General features: G+C 60.8%; 16 protein-coding genes. 4 read left to right on the plus strand and 12 right to left on the minus strand.

All coding sequences use genetic code 11. The features are described 5' to 3' along the window. Nucleotides 1-1,452 carry a radical SAM protein gene (locus GTF44_RS05990; RefSeq protein ID WP_171558240.1) on the minus strand — a complete coding sequence of 484 codons (1,452 nt, stop codon included), beginning with the start codon at nt 1,450-1,452 and terminating at the stop codon, nt 1-3. A gap of 191 nt (nt 1,453-1,643) precedes the next feature. Beyond that, the gene (cobS, locus tag GTF44_RS05995; RefSeq protein WP_171558242.1) at nt 1,644-2,615 is read right to left on the minus strand and encodes a cobaltochelatase subunit CobS; all 972 of its coding nucleotides are present in this window, start codon (nt 2,613-2,615) and stop codon (nt 1,644-1,646) included. Between the two features lie 175 nt (nt 2,616-2,790). On the opposite strand from cobS, the gene msrB reads away from it, so the two are divergent. Further along, complete coding sequence (msrB, locus tag GTF44_RS06000) at nt 2,791-3,264, plus strand: peptide-methionine (R)-S-oxide reductase MsrB (protein ID WP_171558244.1); 474 nt, start codon at nt 2,791-2,793, stop codon at nt 3,262-3,264. 83 nt (nt 3,265-3,347) lie between these two features. On the opposite strand, the gene glmM is transcribed toward msrB, so the two are convergent. Both glmM and folP read right to left on the minus strand, forming a co-directional pair. Then, entirely contained in the window at nt 3,348-4,691 is a 1,344-nt protein-coding gene (gene glmM / locus GTF44_RS06005; RefSeq protein WP_171558245.1) for a phosphoglucosamine mutase, read from the minus strand. Next, complete coding sequence (gene folP, locus GTF44_RS06010) at nt 4,688-5,719, minus strand: dihydropteroate synthase (RefSeq protein ID WP_171558247.1); 1,032 nt, start codon at nt 5,717-5,719, stop codon at nt 4,688-4,690. The genes glmM and folP overlap by 4 nt, the downstream gene beginning before the upstream one ends. A gap of 116 nt (nt 5,720-5,835) precedes the next feature. Here folP and GTF44_RS06015 point away from each other — a divergent pair, with 116 nt between their 5' ends. Further along, nucleotides 5,836-6,363, plus strand: coding sequence for a GNAT family N-acetyltransferase (locus GTF44_RS06015; RefSeq protein ID WP_171558249.1), 528 nt, complete (start codon nt 5,836-5,838; stop codon nt 6,361-6,363). Here GTF44_RS06015 and GTF44_RS06020 read toward each other — a convergent pair. The 7 genes from GTF44_RS06020 to GTF44_RS06050 all read right to left on the minus strand — a co-directional run bounded on the left by GTF44_RS06020 (nt 6,349) and on the right by GTF44_RS06050 (nt 15,339). Further along, nucleotides 6,349-7,275, minus strand: a complete 927-nt coding sequence (locus GTF44_RS06020) for a dihydroneopterin aldolase (RefSeq protein ID WP_171558250.1) — start codon at nt 7,273-7,275, stop codon at nt 6,349-6,351. The two genes, GTF44_RS06015 and GTF44_RS06020, sit on opposite strands and share 15 nt — an antisense overlap. A gap of 95 nt (nt 7,276-7,370) precedes the next feature. Next, on the minus strand, nt 7,371-8,048 hold the full coding sequence (locus GTF44_RS06025; protein ID WP_171558251.1) for a cell wall hydrolase: 678 nt from the start codon (nt 8,046-8,048) through the stop codon (nt 7,371-7,373). Between the two features lie 189 nt (nt 8,049-8,237). Continuing rightward, entirely contained in the window at nt 8,238-10,760 is a 2,523-nt protein-coding gene (locus GTF44_RS06030; protein ID WP_171558253.1) for a putative PEP-binding protein, read from the minus strand. 132 nt (nt 10,761-10,892) lie between these two features. Then, nucleotides 10,893-13,148 carry a glycine--tRNA ligase subunit beta gene (glyS, locus tag GTF44_RS06035; RefSeq protein WP_171558254.1) on the minus strand — a complete coding sequence of 752 codons (2,256 nt, stop codon included), beginning with the start codon at nt 13,146-13,148 and terminating at the stop codon, nt 10,893-10,895. Beyond that, nucleotides 13,141-13,665, minus strand: coding sequence for a DUF6446 family protein (locus GTF44_RS06040; RefSeq protein ID WP_171558256.1), 525 nt, complete (start codon nt 13,663-13,665; stop codon nt 13,141-13,143). The genes glyS and GTF44_RS06040 overlap by 8 nt, the downstream gene beginning before the upstream one ends. A gap of 19 nt (nt 13,666-13,684) precedes the next feature. Beyond that, nucleotides 13,685-14,416: an FkbM family methyltransferase gene (locus GTF44_RS06045; RefSeq protein ID WP_171558258.1), complete on the minus strand. Its 732-nt coding sequence runs from the start codon at nt 14,414-14,416 to the stop codon at nt 13,685-13,687. After that, nucleotides 14,413-15,339 carry a glycine--tRNA ligase subunit alpha gene (locus GTF44_RS06050; protein WP_171558259.1) on the minus strand — a complete coding sequence of 309 codons (927 nt, stop codon included), beginning with the start codon at nt 15,337-15,339 and terminating at the stop codon, nt 14,413-14,415. Before GTF44_RS06050 ends, GTF44_RS06045 begins: the two co-directional genes overlap by 4 nt. Nucleotides 15,340-15,474: 135 nt before the next feature. On the opposite strand from GTF44_RS06050, the gene GTF44_RS06055 reads away from it, so the two are divergent. Further along, nucleotides 15,475-17,274 (plus strand): serine protease, encoded by a 1,800-nt coding sequence (locus GTF44_RS06055; protein ID WP_253261157.1) that lies wholly within the window; start codon nt 15,475-15,477, stop codon nt 17,272-17,274. 6 nt (nt 17,275-17,280) lie between these two features. On the opposite strand, the gene guaD is transcribed toward GTF44_RS06055, so the two are convergent. Further along, nucleotides 17,281-18,564: a guanine deaminase gene (gene guaD / locus GTF44_RS06060; RefSeq protein WP_171558261.1), complete on the minus strand. Its 1,284-nt coding sequence runs from the start codon at nt 18,562-18,564 to the stop codon at nt 17,281-17,283. A gap of 99 nt (nt 18,565-18,663) precedes the next feature. Between guaD and mgtE the strand changes: the two genes are divergently transcribed. Beyond that, on the plus strand, nt 18,664-20,049 hold the full coding sequence (gene mgtE / locus GTF44_RS06065) for a magnesium transporter (RefSeq protein WP_171558263.1): 1,386 nt from the start codon (nt 18,664-18,666) through the stop codon (nt 20,047-20,049). The last annotated feature ends 7 nt before the right edge of the window (nt 20,050-20,056 follow it).

A 20,056-nucleotide genomic window follows, 5' to 3' on the forward strand; every position in this document is an offset into this window, starting at 1 on the left:
TTAGGTTGCTTTTAAGCTGCCGGAATCGGTTTTCGCCATTCGGGTTGCCTCGAATTGAGCAATGCCGAGAAGAACTTCTTCGACAATTGCTTCTTGTATGTCGTAATAAAGTCTATTCGAAAATGTACCTGTTGAAATGTAATCTCCAGCAATACAGCCAAATCCAAGGTTTCGAAACCAACGCTGCGTGCCGGTTGCACTATCAGAGAATTCCCTACTGTATTTCCTCCAAATTTCCTGTGCCCGTGGAACATCAATATTGGCCCGGTCGATATTGCCGATGCACATTCTTGGGTCGCCAAAGAACATGAAACATGGATAGATATCGCCATTCGAGCCAATAGAGATTTGGCTGGAAAAAGCGGGGCAATAGGCGTCAGATTTGCGGCGCAGTTGCAATGAGGTCAGTGTATCCTGAACAAAGGAAAGAACGCCACCGCTGCCGGCCGCAATGTTTTGCATCGAAAGCCGGGCGGCATCTCGGAACTGAGTGATCAGTTGATCAACTGAGATGAAGCTTTGCTGCTGCTCTTCCAGATCGTCACGGAAGACGCCGTTTTTGGTGTAGCCGTCATCGGCGACGAGGTCCTTGAGCGGCACATAGGACCAGGCAATATGCGGCACGGGTTCGTTAAACTCGGCGTCGAAATACCGGAGCAGGTCAGACACCGAGACGTCGGCCTCCAGATGCGCCTTATTGAAGGTGCACTCAATGCTCCATTCGATGCCGCGTTGGGTAAACAGCTCGACTGATTGGCAAATCTTTGCGTGGCTGCCGTCGCCCGAGACAGTCGGGCGCTGTGCATCATGGACCGGGGCCGGGCCATCGATACTGATTGTGAGCGCGATGCCGTGTCGAGAGAGGACATCGAGGATTTCCGGCGTTGCGAGCGTCCCGTTTGTAGTGACTGCGAAGCCGATATCTGGGAAACGGGCCTTCGCCGCGATGCAGACGGCATCGATGGTCTTGGGATTCAATAGCGGCTCGCCGCCGAAGAAATGGATATTGCCGATACCGTCATAGAGCCTGGATGTTTGCTCAAAGATCCGCAGGGCGCGATCCGGCTTCATCAGGTGTTTTGTATCATGATAATGCCCGTGATCGGCATAGCAATAAGAACACCAAAGATTGCAACTGTTCGCGATATTTATTGTTAAGCGGTTGAGATATGATCGTTGCCCCAGAATGAAGGGCGCGAATGAAGACTGCCGTGCTCTGAGTCGGATATCATCATCGGACGGTGTGTCGACGGCGACCGGAAAGAATGGATCCGCACCGGCGTGTAAATCGACCTTATGTCTGACGGCAGGATCTATGCGTCGAATTGCGTTGAGCGCATCTTGTTGAGATTGGCTGGCTCCGGTTGCGAGAGATAATGTATCGCAATCAAGGATTGAGACCACTCCCGCATCGGCGACAATATAATTTGGATAGGATTCATGGCGCAGCATATTCGCCCTCCATTGGAAGAAAAGGCAGAACTAAATATGCGCTTCGATAGAGTCCGGATATCACGCTTCCCAACGCAAAAAGTTAACGTAGGGTCAAGCGCTCTTCGTTGAGCGGATTTTTGCCCAGGATAGTCCGAGGTATCGTTTGAGCGTCCTGCGAGTGCGGCAGGCCGTCTCAGGTCCTGATGGGATTATCCCATGCTCATCGAGACGGCACTTTCCGGCAGTTCCTCGTCAAAGCAGCGCTGATAGAATTCCGCCACAGTCTGGCGTTCCAACTCATCACATTTGTTGAGGAAGGTCAGGCGGAACGCGTAGCCGATATTGCGGAAGATCGCGGCGTTTTCGGCCCAGTTGATCACGGTCCGTGGCGACATCACCGTCGAAAGCTCACCATTCATGAACGCGGTCCGGGTCAGATCGGCGACGGTAACCATCTGGGCAATCTGCTTGCGGCCATGCTCCGTATTGTAGAGCGGGTTTTTCGCCAGAACGATGGCGGTTTCGGCGTCATGCGACAGGTAATTCAAGGTCGCGACGAGGGACCAACGGTCCATCTGCGCTTGGTTGATCTGTTGCACGCCGTGATAAAGGCCCGTTGTGTCGCCCAAGCCGACCGTGTTCGCGGTCGCAAAGAGGCGGAAGGACGGGTGCGGTGTGATGATTTCGTTCTGGTCGAGCAGCGTCAGCTTGCCGTCATGCTCCAGCACCCTCTGGATGACGAACATCACATCGGCGCGGCCCGCATCATATTCGTCGAAGACGATGGCGACGGGGTTGCGAAGCGCCCAGGGCAGGATGCCTTCGTGAAACTCGGTGACCTGTTTGCCGTCCCGGAGCTTGATCGCATCCTTGCCGATCAGGTCGATCCGGGAGATGTGGCTGTCGAGATTGACACGCACGGCGGGCCAGTTCAGGCGCGCGGCGACCTGTTCGATATGGGTCGATTTGCCGGTGCCGTGATAGCCCTGGATCATCACCCGGCGATTATGGCTGAAGCCCGCCAGGATGGCCAAAGTCGTGTCGGGGTCGAATTTATAGGTCGTGTCCAGCGCGGGCACACGGTCGGTGGCATCGGCGAAGGCTTTGACTTTCATATCGCTGTCGATGCCAAAGGTTTCGCGGACGGAAATCTCTTCGGTGGGTTTTTGATCACTGCTCATCGCGCATCCGCCCTATCTGTTTTCTTACGTCCGGTTCGACTGGGATGTGGTGCAACAATTTCCAAGGGGCTGCAAGGGCAGGCCGGTGCTTTGCGGCGCGGTTTCTCACCGCATCGTGACTTGGCGCTTGGTATCCTGTGCTAGAGTGGTCGTGGTTCCAATTGGGAGACGCGATATGGATCGACGAGTATTTCTGGGCGCTGCCGTCTCAGCGTCGGTATTTTTGGGACTGCCGTCATGGGCGGCCATCGCGCCGGGGCCGTTCGAAGTGGAACGCACCGATGCAGAATGGCGCGCGATGTTGACCGATTTGCAGTATCGGGTAATGCGCCAGGGCGGCACCGAGCGCGCCGGGTCAAGCCCGCTCGACGACGAGCATCGCCGGGGCCGGTTCCACTGCCGGGGCTGCGATTTACGCCTCTATCACTCGCGCCACAAATACGACAGCGGGACGGGTTGGCCGAGTTTCTGGGATGTGCTGCCGAATGCGATCGGGACAATGGAGGACCGTCGATTGCTGCGGGTGCGGACCGAATGCCATTGCCGCCGCTGTGGCTCGCATCTGGGGCATATTTTCGGCGATGGGCCGCAACCCACGGGGCTGCGGCATTGTTTGAATGGCGTGTCCTTGGTGTTTCGCCCAGCCTGACGGCTGATCGACCGGGGCGGCGGGCCGCGTCAGGCCCCGTGGGGCCATCCTTGGTCCGCGTTGCCACGGAGAAGATGCGCGGGTCAGATCGCTGCTTCGACGGCTCCGACGATCTCATCGACCACCGACACCATAAGCGCTTCATCTTCCGCCTCGGCCATCACCCGGATTAGAGGCTCCGTGCCGGATTTCCGTATCAAGAGCCGCCCGTGGCCATTGAGCTTGGCCTCACCAGCGGCGATGGCGGCTTGGACGGAAGGCGTGTCCAAAGGCACTTGCCCGGCGCCATACCGCACGTTTTTCAAGAGTTGCGGCACCGTCTCGAAGCTCTGCGCCAGGGTGCTGGCGGGCTGGCCGGTGCGCACCATCTCAGCCAAGAATTGCAGACCGGCAATCAATCCATCGCCCGTCGTTGCATAATCCGTCATCACGATATGGCCGGATTGTTCTCCGCCCAGGTTCAGCCCATGGGTTCGCATCGCCTCGACCACATAGCGGTCGCCCACGGGGGTGCGATGCAGGTCGATCGAGCGCTCGGCAAGGAACCGCTCCAACCCCAGATTGGACATCACCGTCGCAGCCAAAGTTTGGCCCTTCAGGCGGCCTTCGGCGGCCCACCGATTGGCGAAAAGCGCCATGATCTGATCGCCATCGGCCAGCGTGCCCGTTTCATCGATCAGCATCACGCGATCGGCGTCACCATCAAGACAAATCCCCAGATCGGCTCCGGTCTCTTTGATTTTCGCCATCGCCGTCTGCGGCGCGGTGGACCCAACCCCATCGTTGATGTTGAACCCGTCCGGGTTCACGCCGATTGCGATCACCTCGGCGCCAAGCTCCCACAGCACCTCGGGCGCCGCCCGGTAAGCCGCGCCATTGGCGCAATCCACGACCACTTTCAGCCCGTCAAGCCGCAACCCTGCTGGAAACGTGCTTTTCACCCGCTCGACATAGCGGAACCGGCCATCATCAATCCGTTTGGCGCGGCCAATATTCTGCGCTTGCGCCGGTTGAATATCCGAGGCGACAAGCGCTTCGATCTCGGCCTCGGCCTCATCGCTCAGTTTGAACCCATCGGGGCCAAAGAGCTTAATGCCATTATCGGTCGCCGGATTGTGCGACGCGGAAATCATCACCCCGACATCCGCGCGCATCGAGGGTGTCAGAAGCCCGACAGCCGGCGTCGGCACCGGACCGAGCAACAGCACATTCATCCCGGTCGAGGTGAACCCCGCCGTCAATGCCGTCTCGATCATATAGCCCGAGAGCCGCGTGTCTTTGCCGATCACCACCCGGTGCGCCCGGCTGCCATCGGTGCGGAAATACCGCCCCGCCGCCGCGCCCAAGCGCAGCGCCAACTCGGCGGTCATTGGGAACTCATTGGCCCGGCCTCGCACCCCATCGGTGCCAAACAGCTTGCGCGTCATGCCCCGGTCTCTCCTTCACTGCCCGTTCCGCTTGCGGCTGACCACAGCGAAATCATTTGCCTGTGCACCTCTATATCATGAACGCGCAGCATCTGTATCCCCTGGCTGATCGCCCATAGGCCAACTGCCGCCGAGGCGGGGCCGCGCGCTTCGGGTGGCTCGACCCCTGCCAAACGACCAATCATGCCTTTGCGGGACACGCCCAAGAGGATCGGGCACCCCAAGGCATGAAACAGGCTGACCCGGCTGAGAAGCGCCAGGTTGTGCGGGTCGCGTTTGCCGAATCCGATACCGGGATCGACCATGATCTGGTCCCGCAGCATGCCTGCAGCTTCGGCTTGTTGGATGGCGGCTTCCAGCGCGTCATACACATCGAGAAGGACGTGATCATAACGCGGATCGTCTTGCATCGTCTCGGGCAGGCCTTGGGAGTGCATCAGGATCATTGGCGCGTTGGCATCCGCCGCGACCCGCGCCAAATCGGCGTCAAACTGCAGCCCCGATATATCGTTCACAACCTGCGCACCCGCAGCCAGAGCGGCCTTTGCAACCGGGGCCTTCCGAGTGTCGATGCTGATCGGAACCTGCAACCCGCTGGTGCGAATGGCGTCGATCACGGGGATAGTCCGCGCGATCTCCTCTTCGACAGAGACTTCCGCCGCGCCGGGGCGGGTCGATTCGCCGCCAATATCGAGCATGTCGGTTCCATTATCCAACATCTCCCGAACGCGCTGCAGTGCCGCATCCGGCGCGTTGAACCGGCCGCCATCGGAAAAGCTATCGGGGGTGAGGTTCAAAATCCCCATGATCCGCGGCTGGTCCAGAGACAGTCCGTTGATGGCTGCACGGGGCCCTGTCAGCCGGGCCATGACCTCCGGTGGCACGGCCTCTATCGGCACGACTCGAGATGCGTCATCACGAGACAACACCTCCACCTGCGTGAAATGGCACCAGCCTCCGGCGAGGCCTCTAGCCCCCGGGATACGTGCCGGGTCGGTCAGCGGAATCGGTCTAAAATAGCGCGTCATAATGCCGGGCGTAGACCCGCGACGGCCGTATCGCAAGTGGCAAAGCTTTGCTTGCCGCGGCGCAGCGCTGGCGCAAACAGGTTGCCCCCGCCGCTGGCCCATGGGCAGAATATCGTATGACTGTTGCTCTGCGCACCACCGAACTGGACCCGATCTTTCGCACCGCGCGCTTGACCTGTCGCCCGGTTGAGGCGTCGGATGCGCCGTTCTATGCGGATCTGTTTTCGCGGCAGGAACTGGTGGCGTATCGCCCGGATCCGACGCCGTTTGATGCCGCGCGCAGTGCCACGCGCCTCGGTGAGGATTTGGCCCATTGGAAACAACATGGCTTTGGCAGATGGGCCTTGGTCCATGCCGGTCGGACGGTCGGTCTGGGGGGGCTCAGCCTGAAGTTCCAATATCGCGGGCTTAATCTTAGCTATCATCTTCTGCCAGATCTATGGGGGCAGGGGCTGGCTAGCGAGTTTGTTCGTGGCGCGCTGGATTATGCCGCGCTGTCCCTGAAGGCCCAGGAGGTCTATGGCCTTGTCCGCCCCGCCAATACGGCCTCGACCAGGGTCTTGGAGAAGGCCGGGTTCATCCATGCCGCCGAACATATGGTGAGCGGCGCCCCGATGACCGAGTTGCGCCTAAAGCTCCGGTAGCGCCTCAGCGGGCCAGCTTTGTACCGGCAAGGCGCCATCTTCGGGCATATCACCTCCCAGAAGCACCAGTCGTTCGGCTTCAAAGCTTTCGGCGAGCCAGAGCGCCAAGCTTTCGCCATCCAGGATATGGGTGGCGGGGCCGTCGACAGCATCCAAGACCAGTTTCGACGGGGCCCAGACGCTGATCTGTCCCTGCTTCATCGCCCAGTCGAGCTCAGTTCGGCTATCGACAACGACACAGCGATCATCGCGCGCGGCGAGAACCCAAGCGTTTTGTTCAATCGCCAGAAGTTCGATCCGCCGTTGTGGCATGCCATGCGCTGCCTGGGGGCGGGGCAGGTCGGCGGCACCGACGCACAGGATCACCGGCGCGCCACTGCTTTCTAAACGATCCAAAAGTGCCGCCAGATCGGCCCGGGATATTGCGCCATTTGAGAGAAACACGATCAGCGGGTGCGGCATCTCCTCGGCCAGAAGGCGCAACTTCGGTTTCTCCGGCGCGCTGCGAACAATTTCGACACCTAGGGCAAAGGGCCCCCGGTCAAGCTTCTCGATCCGCACAAAACAGCGCGCGGCCAACGGGTGCGCCAGGATGCGCTCTGCGATGCGCGCGGCGAGGGTCTCCAGCAGGTTCAGCCGTTCGGCGGCCAGTTCGATATCAATTGCTTCGACAATCGTGTCATAGGACAGGATCCGGTCCACATCGTCAGCGTCCGGATCGGCCTCTGAGCGCACCTCGACCACCACATTGAAGCGGACACGCTGCGTGGTGCCGCGTTCGGCCTGGAACGCGCCGATTTCCACCTCGCGCTCATGATCGCTGAGACTAATCCGGTCGAGCGGACCCTCGGGGGCGGTCGCTTTGGCGCGCTCCGAGGGGTGGGCAAAGGCGAGGCGGGTTTCGTCAGTCATGATCACGCTCCGGCTGCAGCATGGGCCAATCTAACAAAGCGAGAGCGTCATGGCCCGCCCCAAAGACGGCGGCAAAGCGCGTCAAAACGACCAGATCAGTAGGCCTGACGATAGAAGATATGGGTGCCGATCCGTGCGGTGCGAGGATAGACGCGGGCCCAACGAGGATTAACCGCCGTGGTATGATAATGCGTGGCGCCTTGCGTCAGGTTGCGCGGGCCACCATCCAACATGATCCGGGCGATTTGGCCCAAGCGGCGATGCACTGTGGTCTCGGTCACCCGTTCGGGGCGGCCATCGCAGGTATAGGTGAACTGACAGGCATAGCGCTGACCCGTCCCTTGGTTGACCACGGCACAAACCGAATTGGGGTAATTGGCATTGTCGACCCGGTTGAGGATCACTTCAGCCACCGCGTATTGGCCACGGATGCTTTCGCCACGGGCTTCGAAATAGAGCGCCTCGGTGAGGCATTGCAGATCGCGGCCACCCCGGGCGCGCGGCATCGCATCAAGCGTCGCGGCGTCATAAATCGCGCCCTGGCCATTCCGCACGCCATAATCGCGCGCAGTGAAGGGCGTGCCAATCCGGCGCAGACGATCTGCGCTTACGGCACCCAGGGCCGCATGTTCTTCGCCCATCAGAGAGGAGAGCCGAATGTTGATCCCTGCGGTTGGGTCGGTTGAAGAGCTTGCCGTCACATCGGCCATTGCGGCCCCGGCCCACAGCATAACGCCCGCCGCTGCTGCGGCAATTGCCTGTTTTCCCACCATCGATCCACTTTCGGGGGCTCCAGTGCCCCACCTGCATAGCTTCCAGCAAATTCAGCCCCGCCTCATAGAGGTAGGACCCAAAATCGTAAACCCGACCCTCAGTTTTGTGAGTGTCCTGTATGCGCCCCCCAATAGGTAGCGCCGTTCCCTTTAGGGAATCATTAGCCTCGCCTCATAACTACGCGTTAATTAGGGCAATTCTTTGTCCTGGACCGATAATTGTGCCGCCGCAAGCTTGGCGACCGGCACACGGAATGGTGAACAGGACACATAGTCGAACCCGGCGGTCCGCGAGAAGGCAATCGAGTCAGGGTGTCCGCCATGCTCGCCGCAGAGCGATAAGACCAGCTCCGGCCGTGCGGCGCGCCCCCGTTCGGCGCCCAGCAAGAGCAGTTCGCCCACGCCGTCAGTATCGAGCCGTTGGAACGGATCCTCCGGGAACACACCTTGGTGGACATAGGCCGACATGAACCGGCCTGCGTCGTCACGGCTGAGCCCATAGGTCATTTGGGTCAAATCGTTGGTACCAAAAGATAAAAAGGCGGAGCTTTCCGCGATCTCACCCGCCCGAAGCGCTGCGCGGGGCGTCTCGACCATGACCCCAAGCCGATAGTCGAATGCGACACCTGTCTCGGCACGCACTGCCGCGGCAACCGCATCGACCCGGGCTTTAACCAGCTCCACCTCGCGGCGGGCGCTGACCAGCGGGATCATGATCTCGGGCACCACAGGTGCGTCGCCGTCGCTCGCGGCAATGGTGGCCTCAAAGATCGCGCGCGCCTGCATGTCGTAGATTTCAGGCACTGTGATCCCCAAACGGACGCCGCGCATGCCCAACATCGGGTTGAACTCCTGCATGCTTTCAATCCGCGATGCGACCCGGCTGACGGACATATCCATCGCTTCGGCCATCGCCCGGATGCCGTCGCGCTCGGTCGGAAGGAACTCGTGCAATGGCGGGTCGAACAGACGGATGCAAACCGGCTGCCCTTGCATGAGTTTAAAAAGCTCGGTGAAGTCCTTGCGCTGCATCGGTAAAAGCCGATCGAGCGCGGCGGTCCGGTCGCCCGGCTCTTCGGCAAAGATCATCTCGCGCATGACGGTCAGGCGGATCGGATCGAAGAACATATGTTCCGTGCGGCAAAGGCCGATTCCATCGACGCCAAAGCGTTGCGCAGCCTCGGCATCCTCGCGTGTGTCGGCATTGGCGCGGATCCCGATATCGCGGGCCTCATCGGCCCATTTCATCAGCGTTGCAAAGGCGCCGCCAAGCGCGGGTTCGATCATCTCGGCGGTCCCCGCCAGAACCTCGCCGGATGAGCCATCAACGGTGATAACATCGCCCTCGTGGAAAACTTTCCGCCCGGGTACGGTCAGGGTCTTCTTGCGGCTGTTCAGCTGCAGCCGCGTGGCGCCCGAGACACAGGGTAAGCCGAGCCCGCGCGCGATCACCGCCGCGTGGCTGGTCATCCCGCCGCGCTCTGTCAGGATCGCTTGGGCCGCATGCATGCCACGAATATCCTCAGGGGAGGTATCGCGCCGTACCAAGATACAGGCGTCGCCTTGCGCGGCGGCGGCTTGCGCGGCCTCGGAGGTGAAGACGATCTTGCCGGTCGCCGCTCCAGGCGCGGCGGCAATGCCCCGGGTCAACACATCGCGCGGCGCCTCTGGGTTCACTTGGCGGTGCAAGAGTTGGTTCAAGGTGAATGGCGGGATGCGCAGCATCGCCTCACTTTTTGAGATCACCCCATCTTCGGCCAGCGCCACCGCAATCGCGACCTCCGCCTGACCGGAGCGCGGGCAGCGGACTGCATCCAGGATGAACAGTTCGCCATTCATCAGGGTAAACTCAATCTGCAACTCTTCGCGCAACCGCGTGCGGATCAATGCGCCAGCTTCCCTGAGGGCCGCCACTGGCTTGGGGCAAGCATCTTCCAGAGCTGGGCCCCGCGCATCGCTTTCAACAAACTGCGCATTTTGCTCATCAAGCGCTGCGCGGCCTTGGCCTTGCGGCAGATAGCGTCCCGTCACTTGCGGCTTGCCGGTCTGCGCCGAAACAAACTGCATCACACCTGAGCCGCTGATGCCCTGACCAATTCCAAGCGCCATCTGCTGCACTACGAGCCCCAAACCAGCATCCGCGGGCGCGCCTTGCGCCTGCCGCAGAAGCCGCGCGGTCGTGCCTTCCCAAGCCCGCGCCATGGAGCGCAACACTTCGGTGAGTTGCACGCCTGGATCTTGCGGGAACGGCTCTTCGGTCTCGTCTTCGAAATAGGATTTGGCCAAGCGCGGGGTGATCGGTTCGTCGAAGATGTCTTCATCCAGCCGCAAAACGTCGACGGCGTAGGCTTTGATAAAACTCAGATAAAGCGCGTCGGCGGCATCTTGGCCATGGGTCTCGGCCAGACGGGCCGCCACCGCATCATTCATCCCGATATTCAACACCGTGCCCGGCCCGCCCCAATCGGCCGCCTGGCTGGACGACCGCACCGAAACCAACGCGCCATCGCCAAAGACACCCATCAAGGCCTGCATGTTCGGAAGCTTGCCTTTGGCAATCGACCGCACCGTGTCAAAGGGCAACGCTACCGACAACGGCACCGGCAAATCAAGCCGCACCAGCCGCTGCAGGCATTTCGCCCGGCTGCCATGACGTGTGGCTTTGATATCCGCCGTCGGCGTGATCTCGGTGAAATCTGGGGTCGTCAACATAAGGTGGGCACGTCCTTTGCAGGTGCAGCATAAGATACAACCCGCATGCGACCTGTCTAGCTTTTCATCGCGAACAGCTGATTAAGGGCCGATAAGGATTTGTGCCCCAACCTATCTCGGAACGTGATGCCGCTACCCTTCGATATGCGACAGATCGGCCACTTGGGTGCAGATTTCGACGATTTGGTGCAGCAAATTCAGCCTGTTACGGCGCAAGACTTGGTTCTCGGTATTCACCTGAACCGCGTCAAAGAAGCCGTCAATCGGCCCTCTGAGATGTGCCATTTCGGTCATGGCTGTTGCGAAATCTTCGGCGTCTAGCGCGGGCGCGATGGCCTGTTCAGCTTGGTCCAAAGCGGCAAAAAGGGCGCGTTCTTCATCCATTTCGGCATATTTTACATCGGCGCCATAGCGGTACTCGACGCCATCGGCCGCCTCGGCTTGACTCAAGATATTGGCGGCGCGTTTGTAGCCTTGCAACAGATTGCCACCCTCGTCGCTCTCCAAGAACGCGGCGAGGGCGCGGGCGCGCATCACGATGAGGGTCAGATCGTCATGGCCAGGCATCGCCAAGCACGCGTCGATGACATCGTGGCGGATGCCTTCGTCGCGGAGATGCACTTTCAGCCGGTCATGGAAGAATGCCAGGAGGTCCGTCGAGATATCGGGTACCAGATCACCAACGGTGCGCAGGAGCGAACCCTCGCCGGTCTTAGGCTCGTCTTTGCCATTGGCGCGGATGACATTCATGACCGCTTCGAAGGCCGCGCCAAACACGCCATGAGCAGCGATCGCTTGCAGAACATCTTCCAGCGCTGCGATTTCGGCTTCCTTGGCGCCGCCGCGGTTGATCGCGATTTTATGTTTCAGGATCTGGCTGTCGATGAACCGGTCCAGATTGATCCGGCGATCCCCGCCGAGCACGATCCGAATGATGCCCAATGCCGCACGGCGGAGCGCGAACGGATCTTTTGAGCCTGTGGGTTTTTCGTCGATCACCCAGAATCCGGTGAGCGTGTCGATCTTATCGGCCAGCGCGACAGCAACCGAAAGCGGTGCCTCAGGCAGAGCGTCGGAGGGTCCAAGAGGGGCGTAGTGATCTTCGGCCACGGCGGCGATCTCAGCGGAGAAGCCCGCAGCCTCGGCATAATACCGGCCCATAAGCCCTTGAAGCTCCGGGAACTCATAGACCATTGCGGTGCTTAAATCGGCCTTGGCGATGCGCGCAGCTTGTTCGGCCTGATCCGCCTCGGCCCCAACCACCGGGGCGATTTCTCGCGCCAGGGCGGCGATCCGGTCGATCCGGGCGGCTTGCGTGCCAAGTTCGGCATGGAAGGTGACATTGCCAAGCTGATCGAGCCAGGGCTGCATGCCTGCGCGCGCGACGCGCAAATCGTTCTCCCAGAAGAATTTCGCGTCCGAAAGCCGGGCCGCCAGAACCTTCTCATTACCTGCCAGGATCGTCTTGCCCTGATCCGCCGTTTCCCGGTTCGCGACCGTGATAAACCGCTCGATCCGCCCGGTCTTCGGGTTCCGGACAGAGAAGAATTTCTGATGTTCCTTCATCGAGGTCTGCAGCACCTCAGGCGGCAGATCGAGGAAATCCGCGCCGATTTGCCCCATCAGCACGACGGGCCATTCCACCAGCCCCGCGACCTCGGCCAGAAGCCCGGGGTCCTCGACCACTTCCAACCCGGCTGCAAAAGCCATATTGGTCGCGTCGTGCCAGATATGCTCGGCGCGTTCCTCGGCCGAGAGGATTACCTTGGCCTGTTTCAGCTTCGCTTCATAATCGGCAAAGCCGTTCACCGAGAATGCCCCCGGCGCCATAAAGCGATGGCCTTCGGTGGTGTTGCCCGAAGCGATGCCGTCGACGTCGAACGCCACGGTTTCGGACCCGTCTTCAGCGCTTAAGACGCAGAGGATCGAATGCAGGGGGCGGACCCATCTGAGCGGCCCGCTGCCCCACCGCATGGATTTCGGCCAAGGGAAATTGCGGATGACGTGCGGGATGACCTCGGCAATGATCTCTGCCGCTGGGCGCCCCGGCTTTTCGATTGTGGCGAAGTAGAAACTGCCCTTCTTCTCTTCCCGCAGTTCAAGCTGCTCTTTGCTGGTTCCAGTGGAGCGTAAGAACCCGTCCAACGCCTTTTCGGGCGCATCGGCCCGGGGGCCGCGCCGGATCTCCTGAAGGGTGGGGGAGGCGTCAAGCAGCCCTTCGATGGTCAGCGCCAATCGCCGCGGCGTCGAAAACGCGCCAGCGCTGGCATAGGTCAGGCCAGCCTCGACCAAGCCATCAGTCACCAGCTTTTTCAAGTCTTCCGCCGCGCGGCGTTGCATCCGGGCGGGGATTTCTTCGGAAAACAGCTCCAACAACAGGTCAGGCATCAGTCTCAGTCCTCTCAGGCGCGGGCGGGCAGCCCGGGGGCAGCGGGTCACCGGCAAAGGCGGCCTCGCCACAGGCGTTGATCTGCGGCCAGGCGTAGCCACGCCCGTCGCCTGTCACCGCCACAATCTGGTCAATTCCGTAAGGGGTGTTGGCCTCACCCAAAAAGGCGAGGGCAGAGCCGTTTTCCAACGCCGCCCCGATTTCAGCCGCATCGAAACAGTCGAACCAACCGGGTGCCACGAGCGGCGCGGCATCTTCGTAGGGCTCAAAGCTCTCCGTCAGAGTCGCCAAGCTGATCGGTGTCGTGAAACAGGCGCGAAACCGAAGCGGCGAGCTTTCGGCATCAATCCCCTCGAAATCCTCGATCAAAAGCGGCTCTACCACGCCGGAAAACCCTGTTAACCGAATCTCGGCCGCAGGCGCATCCGCCAAAACCGGCTCGTAATAGGCGCGGGTTTGGAACCACCACAGTGCGGCACCAAAGATTGCCGTTGAAAGAACGATGAGGGAGGCCATGATTTTTCCGCTCACGGTGTCATTTCCAAAACAAGTTGATGTAGGGGCGCGTCAAACCCGCCGCCCAGGCTTGATGTTGTTTGACCGAGGGAACGGTCGACACATCGAACCGCTCATGGGTTTCAACGAACATCATGTCGAATTTGTCCATCAAATCTGCGTCTCTCAAGGCCTTCAGCACGGGCCATTCGGCGCCCTCGATATCCACCTTGATCAATGTGACCTTGGATCCCAGCTCTGCAAGAAACCGCGCGAAATCCGTGACCTTCACCTCGACCTCACAAGCCTGATCCGATTTGTAGCGCTCATGGACGATTGATGCGGCTTTTGATGCGCTGCGCGGGTTGTCGCGGAAGGATGCTGGAAGGACGAGGCTGGTGTGACCGTCGAAATCAGATACTGCGCTATTGATAACAGTGACATTCGGTCGACCCGCCATTTTCTCTGACAGGGCCGCATAAGTGGACGGCTCTGGTTCAAAGGCATAGACGCTCGCGCCATGTTTGGCGAGCACGTCCGTAATGTCTCCAACATTCGCGCCCAGGTCGATAACCACATCGTCAGGACCCAGGTTTGCCACGACGCTATCAAAGCGAGCGGAGGCCCGATTTGCCATTCGCCGTTTGAGCTTGCGATACATCATCCAACCAATTGGGTTGGGCAACCCGCTGAAGGCTGCAAAACCTCGCTCGACCCAACCCCGAGGGATCAAGTCTTGCTCAATCATGTCTTTCAACTGCACCGACGTCATGCCGCCCAACCGCCCGCCTCAGTCATGACAAACGCGTCGGCGCATTGTTTGGCCAGCGCCCGGACGCGCCCAATATAGGCTTGTCGCTCGGTTACGCTGATCACGCCGCGTGCATCAAGCAGGTTAAAGATATGGCTGGCCTTGATGCACTGGTCATAGGCGGGGTGCGCCATGACGATCCGTTTGCCGGTTTTCGGGTCGTGATGTTCTTCGGCGAGAATGGCTTGGCACGCGTCTTCTGCCTCTTCGAACTGCTTCAGGAGGACATCGGTGTTGGCGACGTCGAAGTTCCAACGGCTGTATTCTTGCTCCGTCTGGCGGAACACGTCGCCATAGCTGAGCGGGATCGGTGCGGCAGGGTCGTTGAACGGCATATCCATCACATGATCGATGCCCAACACATACATCGCCAAGCGTTCCAACCCATAGGTCAGCTCGCCCGAAACCGGTTTGCAATCATGACCGCCGACCTGTTGGAAATAGGTGAACTGGCTCACTTCCATCCCGTCGCACCAGACCTCCCAACCAAGGCCCCAGGCGCCCAGTGTTGGACTTTCCCAGTCATCCTCGACAAAGCGGATGTCATGCAGCGCCATATCGATCCCGATCGCCTCAAGGGAGCCGAGATAGAGCGCCTGCAGATCGGGCGGCGAGGGTTTGATCAGCACTTGATACTGATAATAATGCTGTAACCGGTTCGGGTTCTCGCCATAGCGCCCATCGGTCGGCCGCCGCGACGGCTGCACATAGGCTGCGGCCCAGGCGTTTGATCCAAGGCTGCGGAGCGTCGTGGCCGGGTGAAACGTGCCCGCGCCGACCTCCATGTCATAGGGCTGCATGATCGCGCAGCCCTTTTCGGCCCAATAGCTTTGCAGCCTCAGGATGATCTCCTGAAAACTCTTCGGGTGGACAAGCGCAGACATGGCAGGATTCCGGGGTTGAACAGGCTCGCGCTTCCATACGTGTGCCCCCCGCGAGGGTCAATTGCCGCGCCGCGCATATTTCGAGTGCGAATCCTGTGGGCTTTGGTAGTTTGCCGCCGATAAGAAACGGGCATTATGGCCCGGATAACCGACGATACGGGGTCTATTTTGATGAAACGCGGTTTTACGCAGGTCTGTCTTGCGATTGGGATTGCTTTATGTGTGGCGGCATTTTCCGCCGGTGGTGCGGCGGCACAGGAACGCGTTTGGGTTCAGATCGAGGCGCATCCCGATCTGGCCACCGCCGAGAGCCGGGTGCGGGCCTATTCGCGGCTGATCGACAATGTGAACGGCTACCGCCTGGCCTCCGGTTGGTATGCGGTCGCGCTTGGGCCCTTCGGCCCGGCAGATGCCAATCAACAGTTGCGCGCCCTCCAGGCTCAGGGATTGATCCCACGCGACAGTTATATCGAATTGGGCACCATCTACCGGCAGCAATTCTGGCCCATAGGCGCAAATACCCTGACGGCGCAGCCCGTAACGCCGGCGACGCCAACCGCGCCGGTCGTCACGGCTGAGCCAGCGGCGCCGATCGTGCCGGCGGCCCCTTTGGATGAAACCGTGTCCGAGGCGCGGCAGTCCGAACGCGCGCTGGATCGCCCCGCACGTGAAGCATTACAGATCGCGATGCAGTGGTTTGGGTTCTACAATTCGGGCATCGATGGGGCGTTTGGTCCCGGCACCCGTCGCGCCATGACCGACTGGCAAACGGCAAATGGGTTTGAGCCGACCGGCATCTTGACCACGCGCCAACGGGCGCAATTGCTAGACGCTTATGCTGGTGAGTTGGCGGCGCTTGGGATGGAACCGGTGCGCGATGAGCGCGCCGGGATCGAGATCAACCTGCCGATGGCGATGATCCAATTTGACCGGTATGAATACCCGTTTGTGCATTTCGCCAGCCGCGACAACTCCGGTGTCCAAGTCTTGCTGATCTCGCAAACCGGCAACCGCGCAACGCTCGCGGGGCTTTATGAAATCATGCAGACGCTAGAGGTTGTGCCGTTGGAAGGCGAGCGCGAGCGGCGGAATGACAGCTTCGTTCTGACCGGCCAAAGCGCCAGTCTGCGGTCGCACACCGTGGCGCGGCTGCAAGACGGCCAAGTGAAAGGGTTCTCTCTGATCTGGACACCGGAACGCGACGCGCAGATGGCGCGCGTTTTGCCGATGATGGAGCAGAGCCTGACCTTCCTCGACGGGGCGCTGGACCCTGGGGCGACCGATCCGACCACGGAACAGGGCATCGATCTCGTCTCGGGCCTGGAGGTGCGCCGCCCGGATATCAGCCGCTCTGGTTTCTATATCAGTGCAGAGGGCGCGGTTTTGACCACGACCGAGGTGATCGGCCAGTGCACACGGCTTTTGATCGATGATGTGCATGAGGTTGAACTGACCTATCGCAATGATGATCTGGGCCTCGCGGTTTTGCGACCGCGAAGCCAGCTTGCACCGATGTCCTATGCGACCTTCGCGCCTGCACCGGCGCGGCTTCGCTCTGACATTGCCGTGGCGGGTTTCCCGTTCAACGGCGCGCTCAGCACCGCCTCGCTAACCTTCGGGACCTTGGCGGATCTGAGCGGTTTAAATGGCGAAGATACCATTCAGCGGCTGGACATCTCAGCAGCGGAGAGTGAGGCGGGCGGTCCGGTTCTGGACGCAACTGGCGCCGTGCTTGGCATGGTTTTGCCGGGCGATGGCTCGGGCCGGGCGCTGCCCGAGGGGGTCAGTTTTGCGCTGCGCGGAGATCAGCTGAACACGGTTCTGGCTGAGGCAGGGATCACGCCCGCTATGGCCCCGGGCGGGCAAGCGCTGGGCCGTGAAGCCTTGGCCCGGCTTGGTGCGAATATGACAGTCTTGGTGAGTTGCTGGAACTGAACCGCGTCAGGCTTTGACCGGCTTCCCGGCGATATAGGTCTGCGCAATTGCGCGGTCATCGCCCATCATGATCGTCGGGAACACCGCCTCCCAAATATCATCGGCGCGGGCCGCTCGTTGCGCAATGGCGGGCGTTGAGGCGAGGTCCAGCACGATCAGATCGGCCTCCATGCCTGGCGCGAGAGTTCCGATCTGATGTTCCAACCCAAGCGCCTTGGCCGAGCCTTGCGTCGCCAGCCAGAGAAGCTGACTTGGGTGCAAGGCTTGGCCGCGCAACTGGGCCACTTCATAGGCTGCCGCCATGGTGCGCAGCATGGAGAAGGACGAGCCGCCGCCGGTATCCGTCGCCAGACCGACCCGCAGCCGCGCGGTGAGCGCCATATCAAAGAGTCCTGAGCCGATGAACGTGTTCGAGGTGGGGCAGTGGATCAGCGCTACGCCAACCTCTGCCAAGCGGTCAATCTCGCGCGGCTCCAAATGGATCGCATGCCCAAAAAGCGCGCCGGGGCCAAGAAGCCCGTGCTGCTCATAGGTGTCGAGATAATCGCGCGCGTCAGGAAAGAGCGATTTGGCCCATGCAATCTCATCGGTTTGCTCGCTCAAATGGGTCTGCATCAAGCACTCTGGGTGCTCGGCCCAGAGCGCGCCCAGGGCCGAGAGTTGCTCCGGCGTCGAGGTTGGCGAAAACCGCGGCGTGATCACATAGCTGAGCCGGTCCTGCCCATGCCACCGCTCCAACAGGGCTTTGCTGTCGTCATAGGCCGACTGCGCCGTGTCGCGGAGCCCCTCCGGCGCGTTCCGGTCCATGCAGGTCTTTCCCGCAAGCGCCCGCACGCCCCGGGCTTGGGCTTCGCCGAAAAGCGCATCGACGCTCTCGGCATGGATAGTGCAATAGCTGGCGACCGTCGTGGTGCCCGCCGCGAGCGTTAGGTCGAAATACCGCGCGGCGACATCGGCGGCATAGGCCGGGTCGCCAAAGCGCATTTCTTCGGGGAAGGTATAGCGGTTCAGCCAGTCGATCAGGCGCAGACCCCACGAGGCGATGATCGCGGTCTGCGGATAATGGGCATGGGCGTCGATGAAGCCCGGCAAGATCAGCGCATCACCATGATCGACGACTGCCGCCGCCGGATACGCCGCGCGCAAGCTGTCAGCGGTGCCGACCTCAGCAATCAGGCCATCGCGGAGCAATACCGCGCCATGACGCGTGTGTTCGGCCGTCTCTGTGCCCTCGGCAAACGGGTCGCCGGTGAAGCGAAGGGTTTGGCCCAGAAGGAGTATGTCGGACATCTCGCGCACCTTATGGTTGCAGTTTTCCCCGCGCCTGTCATAGCGATGAGGCGTGGCCTATGTTAGGCCAAAAGCGAAAGATGTCAGGTGAGGTCGGGCATGGCGGACGAGGCGGATGACATCCTGCTAGAGGAAAAAGACAGCTACGCGCTGGATGAATCGCTGCGCGGGCAGGTGCGCCGCGCGGTACTGGCGGAGGATTTGGCCGCTATCGACGCGTTGATGGAGCCGCTCCACCCGGCGGATATCGCGGACCTTTTGGAGCAGATTTCCGGCGCCGAGCGTGAGGCGCTCTTGCACCTGTGGTCCGCTGGCGTCGACGGCGACGTTCTCTCTGAACTGGACGAAAACCTCCGCGAGGAGGTGATCTCCTTCCTGCCCGATCATGTGCTGGCCGAGGCTGTCAGGGACCTCGACAGTGACGATGTGGTCGATCTTGTTGAGGATCTCGAAGATCACCAGCAAGAGGCCATCCTCGGCGCGCTGGACGACGCCGACCGGGCCGCCGTTGAAGAGGCGCTGAGCTTCCCGGAAGACTCTGCTGGCCGTTTGATGCAGCGCGAGGTGGTGCGCGCGCCTGAGCATTGGACCGTCGGCGAGATGATCGATCATCTAAGGCATCACAAAGCCGATTTGCCGGAGCAATTCTATCATGTGATCCTGGTCGATCCGCGGATGAAACCCACCGGCTATGTGACGCTTGGTCGGATGTTGTCCACGCCGCGCACGACGGAGCTGACCGAGATCACTGAAGACAGTTTTCGGGTCATTCCGGCGACCCAACCCGAGGAAGAGGTCGCTTACGCCTTCAACCAGTACCATCTGATTTCGGCCCCGGTTGTCGATGATGATGGCCGTTTGGTGGGCGCCATCACAATTGATGATGCGATGGCGGTTCTGGATGCCGAGGCCGAAGAGGATATCCTGCGCCTGGCGGGCGTGGGCGAGGGCAGGCTCAGCGACCGGATCATCGATACAACCCGGCGGCGGTTCCCCTGGCTTGCGGTGAACCTCATCACGGCGATCCTGGCGTCTCTGGTGATTGCGCAGTTTGAGGCGGCGATTGCACAATTGGTGGCGCTGGCCGTGCTGATGCCGATCGTCGCTTCGATGGGCGGGAATGCGGGGACACAAAGCCTGACGGTCGCCGTCCGCGCCATTGCGACCAAGGATTTGACGCGCTCCAACTTGATGCGGGTGATCGTGCGGGAGGCTGGTGTCGGTCTGATCAACGGATTGATTTTCGCGGTCGTGATGGGGGCGGTCGGGCTGATCTGGTTCGGCTCGATGGCGCTTGGTGGCGTGATTGCCTTGGCTATGGTGATCAACCTCTTGGTCGCGGGGCTGGCGGGTATTCTGGTGCCCGTCACGCTTGATCGGTTCGGCGTTGATCCGGCGCTTGCATCGGGGGCGTTTGTAACCACCGTGACTGATGTGGTCGGCTTTTTCGCGTTTCTCGGACTGGCGGTCTTGGTGCTTTTGTAGCGGCTGA

It is taken from the genome of Roseobacter sp. HKCCD6576-2 (assembly GCF_013179285.1).
Taxonomy (GTDB): Bacteria; Pseudomonadota; Alphaproteobacteria; order Rhodobacterales; family Rhodobacteraceae; genus Rhodophyticola; species Rhodophyticola oceani.

Coding starts and splice junctions, on each gene's coding strand:
- msrB (WP_171558244.1), top strand. CDS start 2,791: ATGGATCGACGAGTATTTCTGGGCGCTGCCGTCTCAGCGTCGGTATTT.
- GTF44_RS06015 (WP_171558249.1), top strand. CDS start 5,836: ATGACTGTTGCTCTGCGCACCACCGAACTGGACCCGATCTTTCGCACC.
- GTF44_RS05990 (WP_171558240.1), bottom strand. CDS start 1,452: ATGCTGCGCCATGAATCCTATCCAAATTATATTGTCGCCGATGCGGGA.
- folP (WP_171558247.1), bottom strand. CDS start 5,719: ATGACGCGCTATTTTAGACCGATTCCGCTGACCGACCCGGCACGTATC.
- guaD (WP_171558261.1), bottom strand. CDS start 18,564: ATGTCCGACATACTCCTTCTGGGCCAAACCCTTCGCTTCACCGGCGAC.
- GTF44_RS06040 (WP_171558256.1), bottom strand. CDS start 13,665: ATGGCCTCCCTCATCGTTCTTTCAACGGCAATCTTTGGTGCCGCACTG.
- cobS (WP_171558242.1), bottom strand. CDS start 2,615: ATGAGCAGTGATCAAAAACCCACCGAAGAGATTTCCGTCCGCGAAACC.
- GTF44_RS06025 (WP_171558251.1), bottom strand. CDS start 8,048: ATGGTGGGAAAACAGGCAATTGCCGCAGCAGCGGCGGGCGTTATGCTG.
- glmM (WP_171558245.1), bottom strand. CDS start 4,691: ATGACGCGCAAGCTGTTTGGCACCGATGGGGTGCGAGGCCGGGCCAAT.
- glyS (WP_171558254.1), bottom strand. CDS start 13,148: ATGCCTGACCTGTTGTTGGAGCTGTTTTCCGAAGAAATCCCCGCCCGG.
- GTF44_RS06045 (WP_171558258.1), bottom strand. CDS start 14,416: ATGACGTCGGTGCAGTTGAAAGACATGATTGAGCAAGACTTGATCCCT.
- GTF44_RS06050 (WP_171558259.1), bottom strand. CDS start 15,339: ATGTCTGCGCTTGTCCACCCGAAGAGTTTTCAGGAGATCATCCTGAGG.
- GTF44_RS06030 (WP_171558253.1), bottom strand. CDS start 10,760: ATGTTGACGACCCCAGATTTCACCGAGATCACGCCGACGGCGGATATC.
- GTF44_RS06020 (WP_171558250.1), bottom strand. CDS start 7,275: ATGACTGACGAAACCCGCCTCGCCTTTGCCCACCCCTCGGAGCGCGCC.
- GTF44_RS06055 (WP_253261157.1), top strand. CDS start 15,475: ATGGCCCGGATAACCGACGATACGGGGTCTATTTTGATGAAACGCGGT.
- mgtE (WP_171558263.1), top strand. CDS start 18,664: ATGGCGGACGAGGCGGATGACATCCTGCTAGAGGAAAAAGACAGCTAC.